The organism is Thermosporothrix sp. COM3 (assembly GCF_059696735.1).
Genome location: NZ_AP019376.1, coordinates 7,419,658 through 7,439,707, shown reverse-complemented (window position 1 = coordinate 7,439,707; position 20,050 = coordinate 7,419,658). Strand labels below are relative to the sequence as shown.

Genomic DNA, 20,050 nt, shown 5'->3' with positions numbered 1-20,050 from the left:
AGGTATGGATACACTACGCTTTGGCATTATTGGATGTGGCGTGATTGGCCCGGTGCATGCCGATGCACTGGCAACGATCCCGGGGACAAAGCTTGTAGCCGTCTGCGACCTTAATACGGAACGAGCGCAGAAGCTGGCGGACAAGCATCAGGCCACTCCCTATCAAGATATGCAGACAATGCTCTCGACCGAGAAGCCAGACGTTGTCTGTATTTGTACGCCAAGCGGGCTGCACGCCGAACATGCCGCCGCCGCGTTGCGCTCAGGCAGTCATGTCATTGTCGAAAAGCCACTTGATATTACTGTGCCACACATCGAAATGCTGTTGCAGGTTCAGCAGGAGACCGGACGCACACTCTCGGTCATCAGCCAACACCGCTTCAATATAGCAACTCGACAGGTGCGTGAGCTAATTCAACGCGGCGCGTTAGGTCGGCTCGTGCTCGGGAATGCCACGGTGCCCTGGTGGCGCACACAACAATACTATGATAGCGACGACTGGCGCGGCACCATCGCTCTGGATGGCGGCGTCCTGATGAATCAGTCCATCCACTCCATCGATCTCTTACAGTGGCTGATGGGGCCGGTCAAGCGTATTTCCGCCTACACTGACACGCTGGTACGCAGGATCGAGGCAGAAGATGTTGCAGTTGCCATTCTGCGTTTTGCCAATGGGGCACTTGGCACGATTTCCGCTACCACCGGGGCCTATCCCGGTGTCACCACACGGATTGAAGTCTTTGGCGATCAGGGCTCAGCAATCATTGAGGAGCAGCAACTGACCTATCTCAGGCTTTCCGACGAAGGGAAACAAAAGGCCGGCGAATACGCAACCATTCTTTCCGATGAGGAACAGGAAGGCTCCGGCGGTGCCGGTCAGGCCACAGATATTATGGTTGCCCGTCACGCACGCCAGATTGCCGATGTCGTTGAGGCGATTCGGGAAGGACGACGCCCGTTTATCGATGGACAGGAGGGACGTCATCCCGTCGAAATCATCCAGGGTATTTACGAGTCAGCTCGCACAGGAAAAGAGGTGATCTTCGCATGATCCGTCTCTCCGCGTTCGCGGATGAAATTTCAGCCGATCTGGAAGAGCAGATAGCCGTCCTGAAACAGGAAGGCATTCACTACATTGAGTTGCGCTCTGTCTGGAATACCAACGTGCTACACCTCAGCGATGAGCAACTTGCCACCATCAAGCAGCGACTGGAGGCCAACAACCTGCATGTTGCTGCTATTGGTTCACCCATTGGCAAGGTCCCGGTCACCGCACCTTTTGAGGAGCACATGTACCAGTTCGAGCGCGCCCTGATCGTTGCTCGCCGGATGGAGACACCATACATCCGAATTTTCTCCTTCTATCCGCCCGAAAACGAGCACGAGCGCTATAGAAGCGAGATTCTACAGCGTTTGCGTTCGCTAGCTGATCGGGCTCAGGAGCAGGGAATCACGCTCTTGCATGAGAACGAAAAGCTGATTTACGGGGATACAATCGCCCGCAACGTTGATCTACTGAGCACGCTTGAGCATCCTCATTTCCGTGCGGTACTCGATCCTGCAAATTATCTGGAATGCAAGCAGGTTCCTTTCCCTGACGCCTACACAGCTATCAAGCCATGGCTGGCCTACGTTCATGTCAAGGATGTCACCCATGATGGCACGCTGGTAGTAGCCGGTGAAGGAGAAGCTAACTGGCCCGCGCTGCTTGAGCAGTTACGGACTGATGGCTATGATGGCTTCTTCGCATTGGAGCCGCATCTTGCCGCAGCCGGTCAATATCAGGGGTTCAGCGGAGCAGCGCTGTTCCGCAAGGCCTCACAGAGTTTTCAGCACCTCCTGAAAACAATGCACTGGGAATACAGGTAGTTCACGACAAAGGAGTCACAAAATACCTATGACCACTATTGAGAATCCTAACGTTCAGGCCATTCGACAGCAGTTACGAGTAGCCTATAATGACCTCAATGCCCTGCTGGATAATCCAATCAGCGGGCTTGAGCCGGAGCAGCTCTACAGGCCCGCAGCTCCTGGCGAGTGGTCGATCATGGAGAATCTGGCTCACATCAACGAGTTCCTTCCCTATTGGGCCGATGAGGTCAGCAAGCTGGTTGCCCATCCGGGACAGAACTTCGGACGGACCATGAAGCATGAAGGCCGTCTACGAGCCATTGAAGAGCACGGTCACGACACGCTCGAACAGGCCCGGGCCGCCTTGCCAAAAAATTACGCTTATGTCGATGGGGTGTTAAGCAAGCTCACAGATAGCGACCTTGAGCTGACCGGGCATCACGTCACCTATGGCGAGCGTACCCTTGCCTGGTTTATTGATGAGTTCCTGGTGCGCCATGTCGCCGCGCACGTTGAGCAGATCAAAGGCTGCCTCTAGCGATCTGGCCCCTTCGGGCTGATGCTTGAAGGGGCTCAATCAACCAGCGGGAAGTGAACACTGAAGTGAGTGCCAATCCCCGGCGTACTTTGCACCGTAATTTTTCCCTGCATCTGCTCTGTGAGCGTTCGGGCAATCGCTAGCCCCAACCCCGTTCCCTGCCGGGTTCGCGCTCGATCCGCCCGATAGAAGCGCTCAAAGATATGCGGAAGATCCTCGCTCTCAATCCCGATGCCGGTGTCCTTGACATGCAGAATACCTTCCTGCTCTTTGCGTTCCAGCGAAACTGTTATCTTCCCGGGCAGCCCACTGACCGCATCTTTCTCTGGCGTATACTTGATCGCATTATCCAGCAAGATCACCATAATACGCCGCACACTCTCCTCATCTCCGTTCACGCGTACCGGCTCGATATGGCCCACCTCAAGCTGTAACGACGAACCCTCCGAATGCAGACCACCACGCACCTGACGCACCAATTGCAGCAGCACACGCTCCACCTCAACCGGATGCTTCCCCTTCTCTCTTTTCCCGCTTTCTTTGTCTGGTGGGAGCGCTCCGGCCGTATCTGCTCGGGCCAGTAACAGCAGTTCGTCGACAATACGTGCAAGGCGCAGCGTTTCGCTATGGGCATCTTGAAGCATTGTCTGCTGCTCCTCAACCGGCAATTCGTGCACATGTTGCTGTAAGAAGGCCAGATTCCCCTGAATAATGGTCAACGGAGCTCGGAGCTCATGCGAGGCATCAGCAACGAACCGGCGCTGCGCCCGCGTTGCCTGTTCCAGCGCGTCAAGCATATCGTTAAATGTATCCACGACCTCCGCCATCTCATCGTTACTGGCAGGGCGGCGCACACGCTGGCTGAGATTGCCTGTGTGGGCACTACGAGCGATACTACGGGCCGTTTGCACGATTGCGCTCAGCGGCCAGAGCACGCGCTTCGTGGTAAAGTGCATGCCAATCGCGGCGATGGCAAGGGCCACCAGCGCCGATACACCGAGCCAGATCGCCAGCGTACTTTTTGTGCGCTCCTCCGCCTGAAGCGTCTTGGCCGTCAGCAGCACCCCGATCACCTTCCCGTTGCCGGTCGTCTCGCCCTTCGCGTTCACCTGTGGCTGTCGGATCGGTTCGACATGAATACGAATCTTCTCTTTCGCGGGCCCGATGTCAATCACATCCGCTGGAAACTCACCCTTCATGGCAGCCGTAAAGCTCTCCTCCGGCGGCAGGACATAGGACGAGAGCGGCTGTGGGCTCTTGGTTTCATAGAGCGTCTGCCGCTGAAGATCAAATACCTTGACAGCTATACCCAGGGTGTTCTCTGACTCACTATGTGTATCAATCACTTTCAGTGTCAGCGGTTTGGGCCAGCTCCCATTTTGTGTCGGATGAGCAAGCAGAACCGAGCGCACATTTGTCTGAGCCGCTCCGGCCTCCGCCTTTAAGGCTCCTGCCGCTGCCTGATCGATCGATTGAGAGGAAAAAAAGAAGGCCAGAATTCCCGAGATCAGCAATACCACCAGAATCAAGATGGCATACGAAAAGGAGAGGTGCCAGCGCAACGAGTGAGGCGTTTTCGGTTGCAGGACGCGGTCCTCGTCTCTCACCAGGTGGGATGTATTATTCCTTAAAGACATACCCGATTCCGCGAACAGTGTGAATCAGCCGTGATTCTCCGTTCGCCTCCAACTTCGTGCGTAGATATCCAACATAGACCTCAAGCACATTGGATGAGCCTTCAAAGTCCATCCCCCAGACACGATCCATAATAATATCACGTGTGAGCACCTGACGAGGCCGCCGCAAAAAGAGTGCAAGCAGCTCGTATTCGGTCGGGGACAGCTCAATCTCTCGCGGTCCACGGTGCGCGATGCGGGTACCTGTATCAAGCTCCACATCCGCATAGCGTAAGATCTCATGCCGTTCTGCCTGATTCCTTCTCAGAAGCGCTTTCACCCGGGCCACCAACTCCTCAGGCGCAAAAGGCTTAATCAGGTAATCGTCGGCCCCAACATCAAAACCTTTCACCCGATCAGCAACGGCGTCGCGCGCGGTCAACAGCAAAATTGGCACATTATCGCCTGCGGAACGCAAGCGCTGCACTACCTCCAGGCCATCAATGCCGGGCAACATAATATCCAGAACGATCAGGTCCGGGGCATACTCAAGTGTGCGGCTTAACGCTTCGTCCCCGCTGGATGCGACAGTCACATTATACCCCTCATAGGCCAGAATACGCCTCAGCAACCCTGTGATATGGAGATCATCGTCAACAACCAGCAAATTTGCTTTCACAGCATCCTTCTCCGTTTCCGTCTGTTTTTCTTCTCCCAAAAATGAACAGGCATTATCATTCTCGCTACTAGTATAGCATTATCAAGCCGTCTCAAGCAGAGGGTTTCTTTGCGCAATCGTGTATCTTTTTCGCATCCTGGTCGCAGATTCGCCCACTTTTCTGTTTCCAAAGGGAAGTGAGATGTTGTAGACTTATAACATATAAAAAGCACCCACTATTTCTTAGAGAGCGAGGCATCTTTTCGGTGGCAAAGACTCACGTCAACGTAGGAGTCATTGGATGTGGGAATATCAGCTCTATCTACCTCCAAGCTCCGCAGAAATTCAACATTCTGAATATTGTTGCCTGTGCCGACATTGATATGGACAGAGCCCGGGCACAAGCTGAAAAATACAACGTTCCCAGAGTCTGCACGGTCGAAGAACTGTTAGCCGATCCTGAGATCGATGTTGTTTTGAACCTGACAATTCCTAAAGTGCATGCAGAGATCAGCCGAGCCGCCATCAAGGCCGGGAAGTCCGTCTATAGCGAAAAGCCTCTTGGCATCGAACGCGATGAGGCTCGACTGCTGCTCGAAGAGGCCGAGGCAAGCCAGTTGCGCGTTGGATGCGCACCGGATACCTTCCTCGGAGGCGGCTTACAGACTTGCATCCGCCTGATCGACGAGGGAGCCATTGGTACCCCGGTCGCCGCCACTGCCTTTATGGTCGGTCACGGTCCAGAAAGCTGGCACCCTAACCCAGACTTCTTCTATCAGATAGGCGCAGGCCCGATGTTCGATATGGGTCCCTATTATCTGACCGCCCTTATCTCTATGCTTGGTCCAGTACGCCGCGTCACCGGTTCGACCCGTATTTCGTTCCCCGAGCGCATCATTACCAGCCAGCCATTACACGGCACTCGGATCACCGTCACCACACCGACCCACGTCGCCGGTCTGCTGGATTTTGAGTCCGGTCCGGTTGTGACCATCATCACCAGCTTTGACGTCTGGTCACACAAGCTCCCATGCATCGAAATTTATGGAAGTGAAGGCACCCTCAGCGTCCCTGATCCCAATACCTTCAATGGACCGGTGTACCTGCGTCGCGCGGGCGAAACCGAATGGAGCGAGGTGCCCCTGACCCACGGCTACACCGAGAACTCGCGTGGTATCGGTCTGGCCGATATGGCCCACGCCATGCGCTCAGGTCGCCAGCACCGTGCCAATGGGAAACTGGCCTATCATGTCCTCGACATCATGCAGGCCATTCATGACTCATCTACGGAGGGCAAACACATCGACCTGAATAGCATGTGTGATCGCCCCGCACCACTTACTCCTGGACTGCATACCTGGGAAGACGATCAGGTACAGTAGAAATAGATCATCAAACATGTTTCTTTGAAGAACTTTTTCGAGGAGGAAACAGAGGTGTCACAGATCAAAGGACCAGCGATATTTCTCGCACAGTTCGCGCAAGACGCAGCGCCGTTTAACACCCTGCCCAACATCACCAACTGGGCGAAGGAGCTCGGCTATCTTGGCATCCAGATTCCAGGCAACGAAAGCCGTTTTATCGATCTGGACAAAGCCGCAACATCAAAGCAGTACTGCGATGATCTAAAAGGTCAATGTAACGGGCTGGAAATCACCGAGATCGCCACCCATCTGATCGGTCAGCTTGTTGCCGTCCACCCGGCCTATGACGTTATGTTCGACGCGTTCGCGCCCAAAGAGTACCGCAACAACCCACAGGCGCGCGCCGAATGGGCTACCCAGACCATGATTAAGGCGATCAAGGCATCTCGTAACCTTGATCTCAACGTTGTTCCGACCTTCTCCGGCGCGTTACTCTGGCACACTATGTACCCCTGGCCGCAGCGTCCGGCGGGTCTGGTTGAACTTGGCTTCAAAGAGCTTGCACGCCGCTGGCAGCCTATCCTGAACGCGGCGGAAGAGTACGGTGTTGATCTTGCCTACGAGATTCACCCGGGAGAAGACCTACACGATGGTGTCTCATTCGAGCGCTTCCTGGAAGCGACCGGCAACCATCCACGAGTACATATTCTCTATGATCCCTCGCACTTCGTCCTGCAACACCTTGATTATATCGGGTACATTGAGGTGTACAAAGAGCACATCAAAGCGTTCCATGTCAAAGACGCCGAATTCAACCCCTCACCTCGCTCCGGCGTCTATGGCGGCTATCAGGATTGGGTTGACCGTCCCGGACGCTTCCGCAGCCTGGGAGATGGGCAGGTAGACTTCAAGAAGGTCTTCAGCAAGCTGACACAGATCGGCTTCTCCGGGTGGGCTGTTCTTGAGTGGGAATGCTGCTTGAAAGATGCCGATCAGGGCGCTCGTGAGGGTGCACCCTTTATCAAGAGCATGCTGATCGATACGCCGAAACATGCCTTCGATGATTTCGCGGGCGGCGAGGTCAGCGAGGAAACCAATCGGCGCATTCTGGGGCTGGCATAAGTCCCCACGCTGAGGGAGGCATGCATGCCTCCCTCATACGGCAGCATTTGATGAGGAAGGAGATGAGAGACGATGGCTCGCGATGTAGCAAATAGACGATTACGCGCCGGTATTGTTGGAGGCGGCCCGGGCTCCTTTATTGGCGCAGTGCACCGAGTAGCCGCTGAACTGGACGGACAGGCGAGCGTGATTGCAGGCGCGATGTCCCGAGATCCGCAAAAGGCACAGGAAGCCGCAGCCGCCTGGTATCTTCAGCGCTCATATGCCAGCTTCCAGGAAATGGCTGAAGCTGAGGCAAAACGCGAAGATGGCATTGACTTTGTCATTATTGCCACACCAAACTATATGCATTTCCCGGTAGCGAAGGCGTTCCTGGAACAGGGCATTCACGTGGTGTGCGACAAGCCAATGACCCTCACGCTTGAAGAAGCGCAGGAACTGGTCAAACTGGTCGAAAGCAAGCAGATTATTTTCGCGCTTTCGCATAACTACACGGGCTATCCCGCAGTGCGTCAGGCCCGCCAGATGGTGCGGCAGGGAGCGCTTGGTGACATCCGCAAAGTGCTGGTCGAATATATTCAGGATTGGCTCATTGAGCCGGTCGAGCGTTCAGGCAACAAGCAGGCACAATGGCGTACTGATCCGAGCAAATCGGGGGTCGCAGGCTGCGTCGGTGATATCGGCACGCATGCGGAAAACCTGCTTGAATTCATCACTGGCCTGAAAGTGACCTCGCTGTGCGCCGACCTATCCACGTTTGTTGAGGGGCGCGCCCTCGACGACGATGCCAATATGCTACTCCGTCTGGAGAATGGCGGCAAGGGCGTGCTCACCTGCTCCCAGATCGCTGCTGGAGAAGAAAACAACCTCTCCATTCGCATCTATGGCAGCAAGGCAGGCCTTGAGTGGCACCAGCAAGAACCGAATACCCTGCTCTTCAAGCCCTTCGGTCAACCACAACAGGTCTATCGAACCAACATGGGCTTTATGAGCGACGAGTCAAAGGCCCTTTCGCGCCTGCCCGCAGGACATCCCGAAGGCTTCTATGAGGCTTTTGCTAACATTTACCGGCTTGCCATTGCCGATATTCGGCGCCTTGAAAGGGGACAGCCGCTTGAGGGAGGCTACCCCACCGTTCAGGATGGCTTACGCGGTCTACAATTCATTGTCAAGGCCGTCGAAAGCTCACAACACGGTGCCACCTGGGTCTCTCTCGATTAACAGAAAAAAGAGCCGGTAAAGCGACAAATGCTTTACCGGCTTCTTCATCGAGTAAACGCGTCGGCACCATTCGCCACAGAACGCACCTGTTTCATCATCTCGATTCGCTTTCGTGCCAGCAGAGCCGCAGCACGATTCGTGGAAACATGCTGCTCTTTCGCCAGTGAGATAACCTGTTCTACCGCCTGATACAGTCGCCTGACCGCGGCTTCCGCACGTTGCTGCTTGTACCCACCGGGCAACAGACTATCAGCGCCGACAATTACCCCACCCGCGTTCACAATATAATCTGGTGCATACAGGATGCCACGCTGCTCCAGAAGCTCCCCGTCTTGCTCTTCCTGCAATTGATTATTCGCTGAACCACAGACAATCTCACAACGCAACGTAGGAATCGAGGTCTGATTGAGGACACCACCCAACGCACAGGGACTGTAAATATCAACTGGCAGCGTCGCGATCTCACCTGGCGCAACCACTGTCACCTGCTCATGTGTTGCGACACTCCTGACGCGCTCTTCGTCAACGTCGGCAATCGTAACCAGCGCACCGGCCTGTACCAGCAGTTCCACAACATGCGAGCCAACCGCGCCAACGCCCTGCACAGCAACGTGCCGCCCCTGGAAACGCTCATCACCGTAGACGGCCTTCAAACAGGCTCTCATCCCGGAGACAACCCCGAGTGCGGTCGCAGCCGCCGTATCGCCCGGCCCACCAAGCGCCTCGGAGTAGATCGTGACATAGGGGCATTCCTGCCGCAGAATGTCCATATCCTCAAGGGTTGTGCCAACATCCATCCCGGTAATAAACAGGCCATTAAGCCGCCGGATAAATCGCCCCAGGACGCGCAGCAAGGCCTCCGACTTGTCCCGCTGTGGATCACCGATCACAACACACTTACCACCACCCAGATTCGCCCCCGCCGCCGCACACTTATAGGTCATCGCTTGTGCCAGCCGCAACGCATCCCTGATCGCCTCCTCTTCCGTGGCATATGGCTTCATCCGAATGCCGCCAGCCGCAGGGCCAAGCGTCGTATCATGAATAGCAATAATCGCTTTGAGGCCGGTACTCTGCTCCTGACAGAAGAAGAGATGTTCATAGTCGCCCTGTTCCATCGCTTGAAAGATAGACGTCATTGTCTTCCCCTTCTTTTTGAGAACATGCCATCAATAAATCTCTCTCCAGATTGTACCCCCAGAAGCAGGTATTTCTCAAATCTGCCAGAAGAAAAGGAGAGCAACACAGGAACCGGTTACTCTCTTTTCTACTCAAGATATGCTGCTTATCACGGCTTAAAGATAGCGGGTAAACTGCTCACCCAGGAGCTTTTCGAGAAATGGCGTCACCTGCCAGAATGCTTTCAACGCCTTATATTCCCCGACAAACTGCGCCTCTCCCCGCTCAGCACGCCTGATTGCACGGATCATCAGGTTTTTAGCTGTATGCTCTGCCGAGATAAACTCGACCACATCCGTTTTATATCCCATGATGCGCAAGATTAACGCTCTGAAGGTATCGGTCAACAGATCAGCCTGCCGCTCCTTGAGAATGCCATAGCGCAGGACAGGCTTGAATAGTTCCGGAGGATTCGCTGTGATCTGCTTATTGAGATCATGATGGCAGCAGGGCACAGCCAGAATCATCTTTGCACCCAGTTGAATGCCCTTTGCCAGCGCATCATCTGTCGCGGTATCACAGGCGTGCAGCGACAGCACGATATCCGGTCGCTGTTCGGGCTGATACTCGGCAATGGGCGAAGGAATAAATGACACATTGAGCCAACCAAGCTCTCGGGCAAGGGCGGCATTCTTTTCCATCAACTCACGATTAATATCGACCCCGACCAGTTGCGCAGGCACCCTTCGCACGGCGTTGAGATAATGATATACCGAAAACGTGAGATACGATGAGCCACAGCCACAATCCAGAATGTGAACAGGACCATGCTTGCCCAGATGCTCCACCTCACCGGTATGTTCCAGCATCTTCAGGAACTCATTGACCTGATAGTATTTATCCCGCATATCAGGCTTGATATTGCCCTGCGCGTTCATGATCCCGATGCCCTGAAGAAAGGCCCGGGCACTCTCTTCAGCCAGCGGTTGCGGTTTCGGACGATCATGCTGTAGAGACACTTCCTGCTTCTGCTCAACAGCCTGCCGATGAATGATCGCTTTCCCTTTCTTTGTAATTTGAATAGAGATCTGCGCATCGGTCAGTTGCAGCGTAATATGCCGCAGAGGAAGGGCCAGCGCCTCATCTAGTTTCTGCTTGAACTCTTCATCCCGATAATTTTTGGTAATATCTTTCCTGGCATCGAAGTAAGAAAACTGCATATGCCTGGCATTCTTAATAAGCACAGGACGCATCACAATTTTCTGCCATCCGGCTGCATTCTCGGCACACTTTGCAGTCAGCCGGACAAACTTCTCAGTGTCCTGTATCGCTTCACGTACTGTTGCTTGATAGGTCGTCTCACTCACCTTGCTGGCTCCTTCTGCACAAAGGGGATTTTGCGTTGAAAGACCCGTAACCTTTGTATATTCTCCTTGTCTGCAAGTAGGTCACGGCATATCTGCCCGCCCGATATTATAACACCCTTGTATAGAGCTCGCATGCAACGGTGCTACCAGCTCCCACACGATGAATAGCCGCAAGAGGCGGACTATGACAGCCCGCCTCGATAGCTCAGGCACTGGCAGCATTCAAGCGCTCAAGCTGTTCCGCACTCAAGCGAAGCTCAAGCGCCCCGAGGTTCTCCCGCAATTGCTCGCTTTTGCTGGCCGCACTGATCGGGATCACTCGTGGCGATCCCTGTAGCATCCACGCAAGCACCACCTGATTGCGTGTTGCCTCGACCTCTTCGGCGACCTCTGTCAGTACCTGTAGCCGTCGCTGGGTGTCGGGGCCCACATATTGCGCTGGCAACTCAACATCGTTGCGTGTGTATGAGCCGGACAGCAAGGGAGAATATGCCAGCAGCGAGAAGTCTGCATGCACACGACAATAGTCGAGCAACTCGTCATTCACACATAGCTGAACGCCGAAGTCAGCTCCCGGTTTGGGGCGCAGATAGCTATACCGCTGTTGAACACACTGAAACACTCTGCCCACTGGTGAGCCCGGCTGACCTGCCGCGCCTCCTCTATCCGCCACGTCATGCGATTGCTACAACCAAGCATAGAGACTTTTCCTTCTCTTACCAGACGATCGAGCGCCTCGAGCGTCTCTTCCAGCGGGGTCGCGCGATCCTCCATATGGGTATAATAGAGGTCAATGTGGTCTGTTTGCAGACGCTTCAGGCTTCCTTCGATTGCCTTTATAATTGTCCGAGCTGAAAGCCCCTCGGCCTGATCTAAGCCGCCGCCCGGGACAGTCGGTCTGGCTCCCATCTTCGTCGCGACAAAGATCTGATCCCGATTGCGCCGCTCCTTCATCCAGTTCCCCAGGAGCGTCTCGCTTTCGTCGCCAGTTGCTCCCTCAACCCAGAAGGCATAATTATTCGCCGTATCAACAAAGCAACCGCCCGCCTCAACATAGTCATCCAGAAGCTGATAGGCGATTTCCTTCGGAATCCTTGTGCCAAAGAACATACACCCCAGACAAATCGCGCTTACCTGTACGCCTGTTTTTCCCAACGGAACCTGCTGCATTTTTCTGATCCTCCTGATATTTGGTAGGCGTATCATATCCCGCTTCTCCCTTCGCCACATCCGCCCGCAGCAGCAATTTCGGGATCATCCTATTCGTTCTGTTGGGTAAGTTTTGGATCTTACAGCAGATTCAGTTCTCGGGCCCGTGCCACCGCTTGCAGCCTGCTCTGAGCCCCAAGCTTCTGACAGAGATGGCGTACATGCGACTTGGTTGTGCTGAGCGCCAGACAGAGCTCGTCCGCTATCTCCTGATTCGACAGACCCGCCGCCACAAGTCGCAACACCTCCACCTCCCGCTTGCTCAAGCGCTCCGTTTCTGCTCGCGGTACCACCTGAAATCGGGCGGCATAACGTCTGAGCACTGGATGCTCCAGAAGCACAAGTAGAGAATCATGCACATCGAGGAAAAGCCGCCGATACCCCGCTGTTTCCGCAGCAGCCAGCGCCTGACGGAGGAACGAAAGCGCCTGCTTCTGTCTGCTCAACTCGTTCAAGGCCAGCGCTTGCATCGTTCGGGCAAGCAGGGCATTTCTGAGATGCTTTTCCTCCTGGGCAGTCTCATACACGCCCTCAAGCAGCTGCACCACATCCTCATAGCGTCCCTCAGCCAGCCAGACCCGTGCCAGCAGGAGACGGAAGTCATCACGTTCTGGAAATGGAGAGTCATCAATCCCAAGCCTGTACAGAGCGCGCTTTGCACTCCCCACATCCTTCTGAGCGAGCGCTACCTGTACCGTCGTGGCCACAAGTTGATCATGCAACCACGGTACCTGTCCAACAATAGCCACCTGTTCGGCCTTCCACAGTAATTCCCAGGCATGCTCAGGCTTTTTGAGCGCAGCATAGATCAGCGCCTGGATGCAACAACCAGTCAGCACCGCTTTGATTTCACCGCTCTGCTCACCCAGTTCAACGCCCATTATTGCCTGTTGCAAGGCCGCTTCAAGCTCATTGCGCTCATAGAGCAGTTCGGCAAGCCCCACATGCACAACCGCCGTCACCGGGACCCGATCCTGCTCCCGCACACCAGCGATATGAAAGGCCTGAGCAAGAAGCGTCTGCGCCTCGACGAGCCTCCCCTGATTGACACAGTTCGCTGCCAGATAGCGACTTGCGAACAGAGCCGAGCGCAGGCTTCCCGCCGCTCGACTGCTGCGCAACGCCTCGGTTAGCAAGCGATAGGCCTCATCAAGATGTGCATATGCGCCTGCAAGCCCAAAAGCAATATCAGCTCGCAGAAGCGCACGCTCCATTGGCAGCAGCTGTAAGGCCTGTTGGGAGAAGTGTACTACAAGCTCATGCTTCTGCTGAAAGGCCGCAAGGCGTGCTCGTAGCGCGGCAATGTCTCCCTGCAACGATGCAGAGCCAGCAAGGCACGTCAGCAGCGCTTCCAGTTTCGATACCTCACCTTTACCACTCAATAGCAAGGTCCAGGCATACCAGAGATCCAGCAAGGGACGCCGTCCAGAGCCAATATCCGGTACACGCAATAGCCACCCCGATAACCGCCCGACCTCGCCGCGCTTCCAGATGAGTTCTTCACCATAACGCTCTATCAGCGCACAGGCATCCTCGATCTCGCCGGCAGACAGAAAGCCTTCTATCGCTTCATCCCATGCTCCCTGCTGAGCATGCCAGCGTGCGGCTCGCTCCTGAAGCAGCGTTACCTGCTCTGGAGCGCTTCGCCTGAGCTTCTCTTGCAGGAATTCAGCGAACAACGCATGATAGCGATAGTGCTGCCGCTCCTCATCCAGCGGGACCAGAAACAGATTCGCCCGTTCAAGTTCCAGCAACATTTCAGACCACATCTGGTCATTCCCGGTCGCAAGCACCGCGGTACAAAGGGCGGGTGTTAGCCTCGTCAAACAGGCAGTTGAGAGCAGAAAATGCTGTATATCGGGCTTCTGTTGCGCAAAGACCTCCTCAGCGAAGTAGGCAAAGAGCGAACGCTGACTGCCCGTGAAGCGATCCAGCACCTCCCCCGGTCGCTCCTGCCCCTGTAATGCCAGAGCCATCATATGCAGCCCGGCAATCCAACCATCCACCCGCGCATCTATCAAGGCATATTCCTCAGCCGTGAGCCGCTCACCCAGTGTCAACTGGAGAAACTGTTCCACCTCGTCAGCCTGTAACCGGAGATCTTCGGCCCGAAGTTCAACTAACTCCCCATACATTCTGGCTCGTCCCAGAGACAATGGGGGCACAGTACGACTGGAGAGAATCAGGTGAAGATCAGGAGGCATATGAGCAAGCAGAAACTCAAGCCCGGCATGAATACGCGGCTCTGTGATGACATGGTAGTCATCGAGCACCAGTACACCGCGTGGTTGATTGTTCAGCAAGGAAGCCAGCACCGTTTCAGGGCTCATCTGTGGGGTTGAATACAACTGCGTCGAAAGCGCCACCCCTCGACAGCGCAATAGCGCGTTCCAGATCGCATCCCAGAAACGAGATAACTCATTATGCCGCGCATCCAGCGTCACCCAGAACAGCGGAAGCCGCTCACGTTGTGCGGCATACCACATCGCGAGCAGCGTTGTTTTGCCAGAACCAGCCGGAGCCGTGAGCAGCGTGAGTTTGGCCTGTATACTGTGCTCAAGCCGCTGAAGCAGGGCGCGACGCTCAAGTAATGATTGATGATGCCTGGGAAGAGGGGGCGGCCCAAAACCAGAGAAAAGAACATCCTGTTCATTGTATTCGGGTTGCGACGATCCGATAAGCCGCTGCATTGCCTCATACAGACGCTCTAACGTCAGGTCTTCGCTGCGCCCGAGATACTTTTTCGAGAGCTTGCCCCGGCGGCTCTGATAGGCAATCCAGTACCAACCGCCACGCTTTCTCCGCTCTTTTCGGGCTGTAAATGATCCCGCCTCGTGGTGAAAGAGAAAGGCGTTGTTTGCTTCAAGCCATTTGAACCACAATGGAGAGCCAACCGGAATAGCACTGGTATTATCATGTAAAGTGTTGCGCTCAATACGCGGAGTTCTGTGAGCCATACACGCCCTATTCTACCAGAAAGATGATCCTGTACGAAAAAGCATAGCAGTTTGCTTTCACGTCTGTCAATCCATGCGGATGGCTCGGCCACAAAACAAAAAGAGAGAGGGAGAAAACAGATAGACGCTTCCTCCCTCTCTCATTGATCCAGGCGCTTATGGTTGCTTTGCACTACCAACAGCAAAGAGGCTACTATATTCTGGCGGCAACTGTGAACGAATATCGCGCAACTCTCCCTTTGTGATTGCCTCTTGCAGCACGCTCATGACAGCCTTTGCATGGAAGGTCGCTTTCGGCAGGTCAACCCCTTCCCGATCGGCAACACGCAGGAAGAACTCATCAAGATTGAACCGTTCACCCATACCAGCCAGACCGGAGAGTACATATTCAGCCATTTGCGAGGGGAGCTGAGAAGCCAGGTCTTTTGCTTCTCCTCCCGCCAGGCGTTCACCGAGCGTTTGCAAGGTCGCGCGTACCGCTGCCTCCGCATCGCCCCGTGAACTCATCCGTCCTCTATGCTGCACCTGGCCGATAAATTCATCATGTTGCATACTATACCCTCCTGCATCGGAACTCTCAACAATGGGATCCACTCTCTCTGAGGCACACGCATCACCGCTGCTCAATGTGACTCAACATTTATCGTCTGCTTGACAAAGCCACACCGAACCACGTATGCTTGAAGTACATCAGAATGTAGCCCACGAGAGGAAGCATAGCATGCATCAATATTGACGCTGATACCTGATAACCTATAAGCTCTGTCTTCCCTTCATCTACCCTCGTGTACATGAAGCGTTTTATTGTGTCCTCCGCCCCAACCGGGCCCGTGCCCCACCTACTGGCATTCCTCTCTGACTCACCTCACAAAATCAGCTTCATAGACACACGAAAAAGGAGAAACCAAACATATGATCATGCTTCCAGAAGAGTTTCACCATCACATCCTTAAGTATCATGAAGAAGAGGGGGCAGCGTGGCTGGAGCGCCTACCAACTATTCTTGAGACCTGCATTCAGCGCTGGAATCTCTCGCTTGAGCCACCTTTTGGTAATCTTTCCTTTCATTATGTTGTTCCTGCGACACAATCCGACGGCACGCCAGTTGTCTTGAAGGCCTGCGCCCCGACAGGAGAGTTTCAAGAGGAAGTTGCGGCTCTGCAACACTTTGCCGGTAAGGGCATGGCCAGATTGCTCGCCTTCGATTCCGATACAGAAACAATGCTGCTGGAGCGCCTGCTTCCCGGTACCATACTCAGCACCATCCAGGACGATCAAGCTGCAACTTCCGCTGCTGCTGCCGTCATGCGGAAGCTCTGGAAGCCAGTCTCATCCGATTATCCTTTTCCGACCATCCTGGAGTGGGGGCAAGGGCTCACCCGCCTGCGAGCCCACTACAACGGTGGTCATGGACCCTTCCCCGCTGCCCTGCTCGAAGAGGCGGAGGCCAATCTGACCGAGCTGGGTGCCTCCATGCCCGAACAGGTCTTGCTGCATGGCGACCTGCATCACGATAACATTCTGTCAGCCCACCGCGACACATGGCTGGCCATTGACCCCAAAGGCGTTGTAGGTGAACCGGCCTTTGAAATCGGGGCCTTTCTGCACAACCCGGGAACCCTGTTTAAGCGCCCTCATCCAGAGCGGATTATTGCACGCCGTGTCGATCAATTTGTAGATGAGCTCGGCCTGGATCGTAAACGGGTTCTGGGCTGGAGCATTGTACAGTCGGTGTTAGCCGCGTGGTGGGGCGTTGAAGACGCAGACCAGCTCTGGGAAGAAGCCCTGCGCTGTGCAGAGATCCTCTCGACCCTCAAACGCTGAATGTCCGATTTTACGCAGGAAGTGGCTCTCTTCGAGCTACTTCCTCTTCCACAGATCACACCTTTCTTTCTCCACATATATAGTGCAAGCAAGCGTTCAAGTATAACAGTGCATAAATGCACTATTGCCTGAAGATCTTAAATATGCTATACCTTTATATATACATATCTGTTTGCAAGAGTGTCTGGAAACAATCGAGCAGTGTGCAGCCAACAAACAATATCGACACGCTTCATCTTACAATAGATATTTTAACTGTAACTGCACTCTCGCAGAAAATAAAGTATAATAATAACAGAAATACTAACAGCAAGCATAGGGGTCAAGAATTGCTGTTAGCGAACGGTTACTCGTAGAGATAAGTGTTTGCACAAAAGATGCTTGCTTTCCTGCATCTTCATATCCGATGGAACTTCCAACCCGGCGCGCACCGGTTCTTCCTTTCCAGGTGCTCGCAAGCCTCGTATTCCCTGCACAGGAAGAGGCTTCAGGTTTTCAAGGATAGGGAATCTTTAGAGGGAGAACAGATGGAAGAAAAAGCATGGTCCAAGAAGAAACGTCACCCAAACCTGCAATTAAAAATGGAACGTGAACGCCGTTTCTGGACACTCGAAGATGTTGCCACGCGTATCAGCAACTTGCCAGATTTCGGACCAGGCGAGCCCGACCCGCGTACAGTCGGACGCTGGGAACGTGGCGTGTCTTTTCCGAGTCCACGCTATTGTCGAGCTTTGTGCACCATTTTTGAAAAGGAAGCCGATGAGCTAGGATTGATTCCTCCCTCTGTCGAGGCCAAAGGCACAAAGCCACTCGGACAAGCCGCAACGCCAAACCAGACCGATGCACCCGAGTCGGCCACTACTCAGAGTGCTCTTTCGCCGGATACGGCCATACCGGAGACACCCGATCTGGTAGAAGACCAACAGACAGAGAGCACCATTGCGCCTCAGGTCCTCCACGAGGAGCCGGACCCCAAAAACCGACTTCACCTGCTCAAACGCGTGCGTTCTTTCTGGATCGTTGGTGTCCTCGAGCACTCGCTGCACAATACGCCTCATCTGGCATTACGCCTGAAAACCCGGCCCGATGCGATCGACAACCCCTGGCAACATGTTATACAGGAATGTGCACAACCGTCCAGGCTTCTGCCCGCCGGGACAAGCATCTTGCATCTGTATGACGATGCCGATGGCTCCTTGCTTCTCCTGGGAGAACCAGGGGCAGGCAAAACGACGCTGTTACTGGAACTGGCAAGCCATCTCCTTGATCGTGCAGAAAGAGATGCCTCGTTCCCGGCACCCGTCGTCTTCCACCTCTCATCCTGGAATAACAGGCACACAACGCTGACTGCTTGGCTTATTACTGAGCTACACGAAAAGTATCAGGTACCGCGCCATCTGGGCCAGCAGTGGATTGAACACGGGCACATTCTGCTTCTGCTTGATGGGCTTGATGAGGTGGCCGGACCTCATCGCGCAGGCTGTATCGAGGCGATCAATGCCTATCAGCGCGAGCATGGCATGGTTCCAATAGTTGTCTGTAGCCGCCTGCATGAATACTTCGCGCTCCCTGTCCGGTTACAACTGCGCAGCGCCATTCATGTTCAACCACTGTCACTTGAGCAAATCGACGAGTATCTTGCAAAAGCCGGGCCCAACCTTGAAGCCGCCCGCACCGCCCTCAGCAATGATCCGATGCTCCGCGAGATTATGGCGTCACCTCTGATGCTAAGCATCCTCACGCTTGCGTATCAGGAGACACCGCTTCCCGAGCTGGATCAGAAAAACTCACTGGAAGCTCATCGTACCCATATCTTCTCTGCGTATGTTCAGCGAATGCTTGAGCGTCGTAGCCTTGACACGCGCTACCCGACCTCCCGAACCATCTACTGGCTTGCGCAGCTCGCTCGCCATATGAAAGAGCACAACCAAACCATCTTCTATATCGAGACGTTACAGCCTGACTGGCTCCAGAACAGCAAATGGCAGCACATCTACACCTTTCTTGCCACCAGACTGATCGGAGCACTCATCGGCATTTTCGTCAGTATCATCATTAATCTTCTTCTCTTTACAGATACCCCCATCGATATCTTGATCGATGCCTGTGCCGGGGGCCTGCTTGGCTCTCTTATCAGCGGGAGTACTTACCAGACGCTCAGGAAGAGGCTTCCCTATTTTCTGCACAGGTTCATTCCAGCAAGCGACCCCGGGAAGCGCCGAGGACTGGTCAAAGGGAGTGTCTGGCTGCTTCTCCTGTATGCATGTAGCTGTTTTGTGTTTTATCTGGTCACGACGTTTCTGGGGCTGGGCTTCTTTTTGCACTATCCGCTGAGCTCTATGCCACCACATATTCTCAACTTTACGCTTACCACCCTGTTATTAAGTATTCAGCTTCCCGGCCTCGGAGAAACCATTCGTCCCACAGAGATCATACGCTGGTCACGGCAGGCGTTTACCACGCGCCTTCTGAATCGAACTCACGGGAAAAACGCTCTCTTAATCAGCGCACTGACAACCCTCATCATCGCACTAACCTTTGGCTTTATGCCCAGGCCCCTGCTGGACTGCCTGGCTCAGGGAACTGCTGTCGGGCTCAGTCTCGGGCTGAATTACTGGCTGCTGTTGGCAGTCTTTCAGGGGCTTTCCAGTAACACCCTTTCTGAAGAGCACCGGGCCACACCCAATCAAGGTATTCATTGCTCGATACGCAATAGTCTGATCGTTTGCCTTGTCAGCGTAATCACAGTTGCGCCGGTCTACATGTTCAGTAGTGTGCTAGCGCACCTGCTCTATACCAGGACCCTGACGAGTCACGAGCTATTCCTGCTTCTGCCATATAGTATCGCTCAGGGTCTGGCTATCGGCATACTGGCCGGGCTTCTCAACGGTGGTCTTGCCTGTATACAACATGGCATCCTGCGCGCCATTCTAACGCGACGCGGCATCATTCCCGCGCACTTTCCACACTTTCTTGAGTATGCAGCCGAGCGTGTTCTGCTCCGCAAAGTTGGCGGGGGCTACATCTTTATCCACCGCCTGCTTCTTGAGTACTTTGCCGGATTGCCCAAAAACACGCAATCCAGCATCTGCCTTGCAGAGCAGCACCTGGTAGAAAAGCAAGCGATGATACCGTTACGCTAAATCGCCCCTTGCTTTTCGTATAGATTGTTTAGCTACTCCTGATCCCATTTCCGGACAGGAA

General features: G+C 54.4%; 16 protein-coding genes. 8 read left to right on the top strand and 8 right to left on the bottom strand.

What is annotated here, in order from left to right; all coding sequences use genetic code 11:
• Positions 1-4: 4 nt before the first annotated feature.
• The 3 genes from KTH_RS31805 to KTH_RS31795 are packed head-to-tail and all read left to right on the top strand — an operon-like array spanning position 5 to position 2,389.
• Complete coding sequence (locus KTH_RS31805) at positions 5-1,051, top strand: Gfo/Idh/MocA family protein (protein WP_111321293.1); 1,047 nt, start codon at positions 5-7, stop codon at positions 1,049-1,051.
• Positions 1,048-1,869, top strand: coding sequence for a sugar phosphate isomerase/epimerase family protein (locus tag KTH_RS31800; protein ID WP_111321295.1), 822 nt, complete (start codon positions 1,048-1,050; stop codon positions 1,867-1,869). The genes KTH_RS31805 and KTH_RS31800 overlap by 4 nt, the downstream gene beginning before the upstream one ends.
• Positions 1,870-1,897: 28 nt before the next feature.
• Positions 1,898-2,389, top strand: coding sequence for a DinB family protein (locus KTH_RS31795; protein ID WP_111321297.1), 492 nt, complete (start codon positions 1,898-1,900; stop codon positions 2,387-2,389).
• 35 nt (positions 2,390-2,424) lie between these two features.
• Here the strand turns inward: KTH_RS31795 and KTH_RS31790 are convergent, their stop codons facing one another.
• Positions 2,425-4,026, bottom strand: a complete 1,602-nt coding sequence (locus KTH_RS31790; protein WP_111321299.1) for a sensor histidine kinase — start codon at positions 4,024-4,026, stop codon at positions 2,425-2,427.
• Positions 4,010-4,684: a response regulator transcription factor gene (locus KTH_RS31785; protein WP_111321680.1), complete on the bottom strand. Its 675-nt coding sequence runs from the start codon at positions 4,682-4,684 to the stop codon at positions 4,010-4,012. Before KTH_RS31785 ends, KTH_RS31790 begins: the two co-directional genes overlap by 17 nt.
• A gap of 236 nt (positions 4,685-4,920) precedes the next feature.
• Here KTH_RS31785 and KTH_RS31780 point away from each other — a divergent pair, with 236 nt between their 5' ends.
• The 3 genes from KTH_RS31780 (at position 4,921) to KTH_RS31770 (ending at position 8,370) form a co-directional block, all read left to right on the top strand.
• Complete coding sequence (locus KTH_RS31780) at positions 4,921-6,045, top strand: Gfo/Idh/MocA family protein (protein WP_371860005.1); 1,125 nt, start codon at positions 4,921-4,923, stop codon at positions 6,043-6,045.
• A gap of 54 nt (positions 6,046-6,099) precedes the next feature.
• Positions 6,100-7,149, top strand: a complete 1,050-nt coding sequence (locus KTH_RS31775) for a sugar phosphate isomerase/epimerase family protein (RefSeq protein WP_111321303.1) — start codon at positions 6,100-6,102, stop codon at positions 7,147-7,149.
• A 72-nt stretch (positions 7,150-7,221) separates the two neighbouring features.
• A complete protein-coding gene (locus KTH_RS31770; protein WP_111321305.1) occupies positions 7,222-8,370 on the top strand; it encodes a Gfo/Idh/MocA family protein in 1,149 nt (382 codons plus the stop codon).
• A gap of 44 nt (positions 8,371-8,414) precedes the next feature.
• Here the strand turns inward: KTH_RS31770 and KTH_RS31765 are convergent, their stop codons facing one another.
• From KTH_RS31765 to KTH_RS31740, 6 genes are all read right to left on the bottom strand, one after another.
• Entirely contained in the window at positions 8,415-9,509 is a 1,095-nt protein-coding gene (locus KTH_RS31765; RefSeq protein ID WP_111321307.1) for a Glu/Leu/Phe/Val family dehydrogenase, read from the bottom strand.
• A gap of 156 nt (positions 9,510-9,665) precedes the next feature.
• Positions 9,666-10,856 (bottom strand): class I SAM-dependent methyltransferase, encoded by a 1,191-nt coding sequence (locus tag KTH_RS31760; protein ID WP_497622887.1) that lies wholly within the window; start codon positions 10,854-10,856, stop codon positions 9,666-9,668.
• 205 nt (positions 10,857-11,061) lie between these two features.
• A complete protein-coding gene (locus tag KTH_RS31755) occupies positions 11,062-11,478 on the bottom strand; it encodes an aldo/keto reductase (RefSeq protein ID WP_497622885.1) in 417 nt (138 codons plus the stop codon).
• Complete coding sequence (locus KTH_RS31750; protein WP_497622883.1) at positions 11,400-12,026, bottom strand: aldo/keto reductase; 627 nt, start codon at positions 12,024-12,026, stop codon at positions 11,400-11,402. Before KTH_RS31750 ends, KTH_RS31755 begins: the two co-directional genes overlap by 79 nt.
• Before the next feature lie 119 nt (positions 12,027-12,145).
• Positions 12,146-15,022, bottom strand: coding sequence for a winged helix-turn-helix domain-containing protein (locus tag KTH_RS31745; RefSeq protein ID WP_497622882.1), 2,877 nt, complete (start codon positions 15,020-15,022; stop codon positions 12,146-12,148).
• Positions 15,023-15,178: 156 nt separating this feature from the next.
• A complete protein-coding gene (locus tag KTH_RS31740; RefSeq protein WP_111321315.1) occupies positions 15,179-15,574 on the bottom strand; it encodes a DUF2267 domain-containing protein in 396 nt (131 codons plus the stop codon).
• Positions 15,575-15,934: 360 nt separating this feature from the next.
• Here KTH_RS31740 and KTH_RS31735 point away from each other — a divergent pair, with 360 nt between their 5' ends.
• Both KTH_RS31735 and KTH_RS31730 read left to right on the top strand, forming a co-directional pair.
• On the top strand, positions 15,935-16,846 hold the full coding sequence (locus tag KTH_RS31735) for an aminoglycoside phosphotransferase family protein (RefSeq protein ID WP_497622880.1): 912 nt from the start codon (positions 15,935-15,937) through the stop codon (positions 16,844-16,846).
• Between the two features lie 527 nt (positions 16,847-17,373).
• A complete protein-coding gene (locus KTH_RS31730) occupies positions 17,374-19,989 on the top strand; it encodes an NACHT domain-containing protein (protein ID WP_170142508.1) in 2,616 nt (871 codons plus the stop codon).
• Positions 19,990-20,050: the final 61 nt, after the last annotated feature.

Coding starts and splice junctions, on each gene's coding strand:
- KTH_RS31805 (WP_111321293.1), top strand. CDS start 5: ATGGATACACTACGCTTTGGCATTATTGGATGTGGCGTGATTGGCCCG.
- KTH_RS31800 (WP_111321295.1), top strand. CDS start 1,048: ATGATCCGTCTCTCCGCGTTCGCGGATGAAATTTCAGCCGATCTGGAA.
- KTH_RS31795 (WP_111321297.1), top strand. CDS start 1,898: ATGACCACTATTGAGAATCCTAACGTTCAGGCCATTCGACAGCAGTTA.
- KTH_RS31790 (WP_111321299.1), bottom strand. CDS start 4,026: ATGTCTTTAAGGAATAATACATCCCACCTGGTGAGAGACGAGGACCGC.
- KTH_RS31770 (WP_111321305.1), top strand. CDS start 7,222: ATGGCTCGCGATGTAGCAAATAGACGATTACGCGCCGGTATTGTTGGA.
- KTH_RS31765 (WP_111321307.1), bottom strand. CDS start 9,509: ATGACGTCTATCTTTCAAGCGATGGAACAGGGCGACTATGAACATCTC.
- KTH_RS31750 (WP_497622883.1), bottom strand. CDS start 12,026: ATGCAGCAGGTTCCGTTGGGAAAAACAGGCGTACAGGTAAGCGCGATT.
- KTH_RS31745 (WP_497622882.1), bottom strand. CDS start 15,022: ATGGCTCACAGAACTCCGCGTATTGAGCGCAACACTTTACATGATAAT.
- KTH_RS31740 (WP_111321315.1), bottom strand. CDS start 15,574: ATGCAACATGATGAATTTATCGGCCAGGTGCAGCATAGAGGACGGATG.
- KTH_RS31735 (WP_497622880.1), top strand. CDS start 15,935: ATGATCATGCTTCCAGAAGAGTTTCACCATCACATCCTTAAGTATCAT.
- KTH_RS31730 (WP_170142508.1), top strand. CDS start 17,374: ATGGAAGAAAAAGCATGGTCCAAGAAGAAACGTCACCCAAACCTGCAA.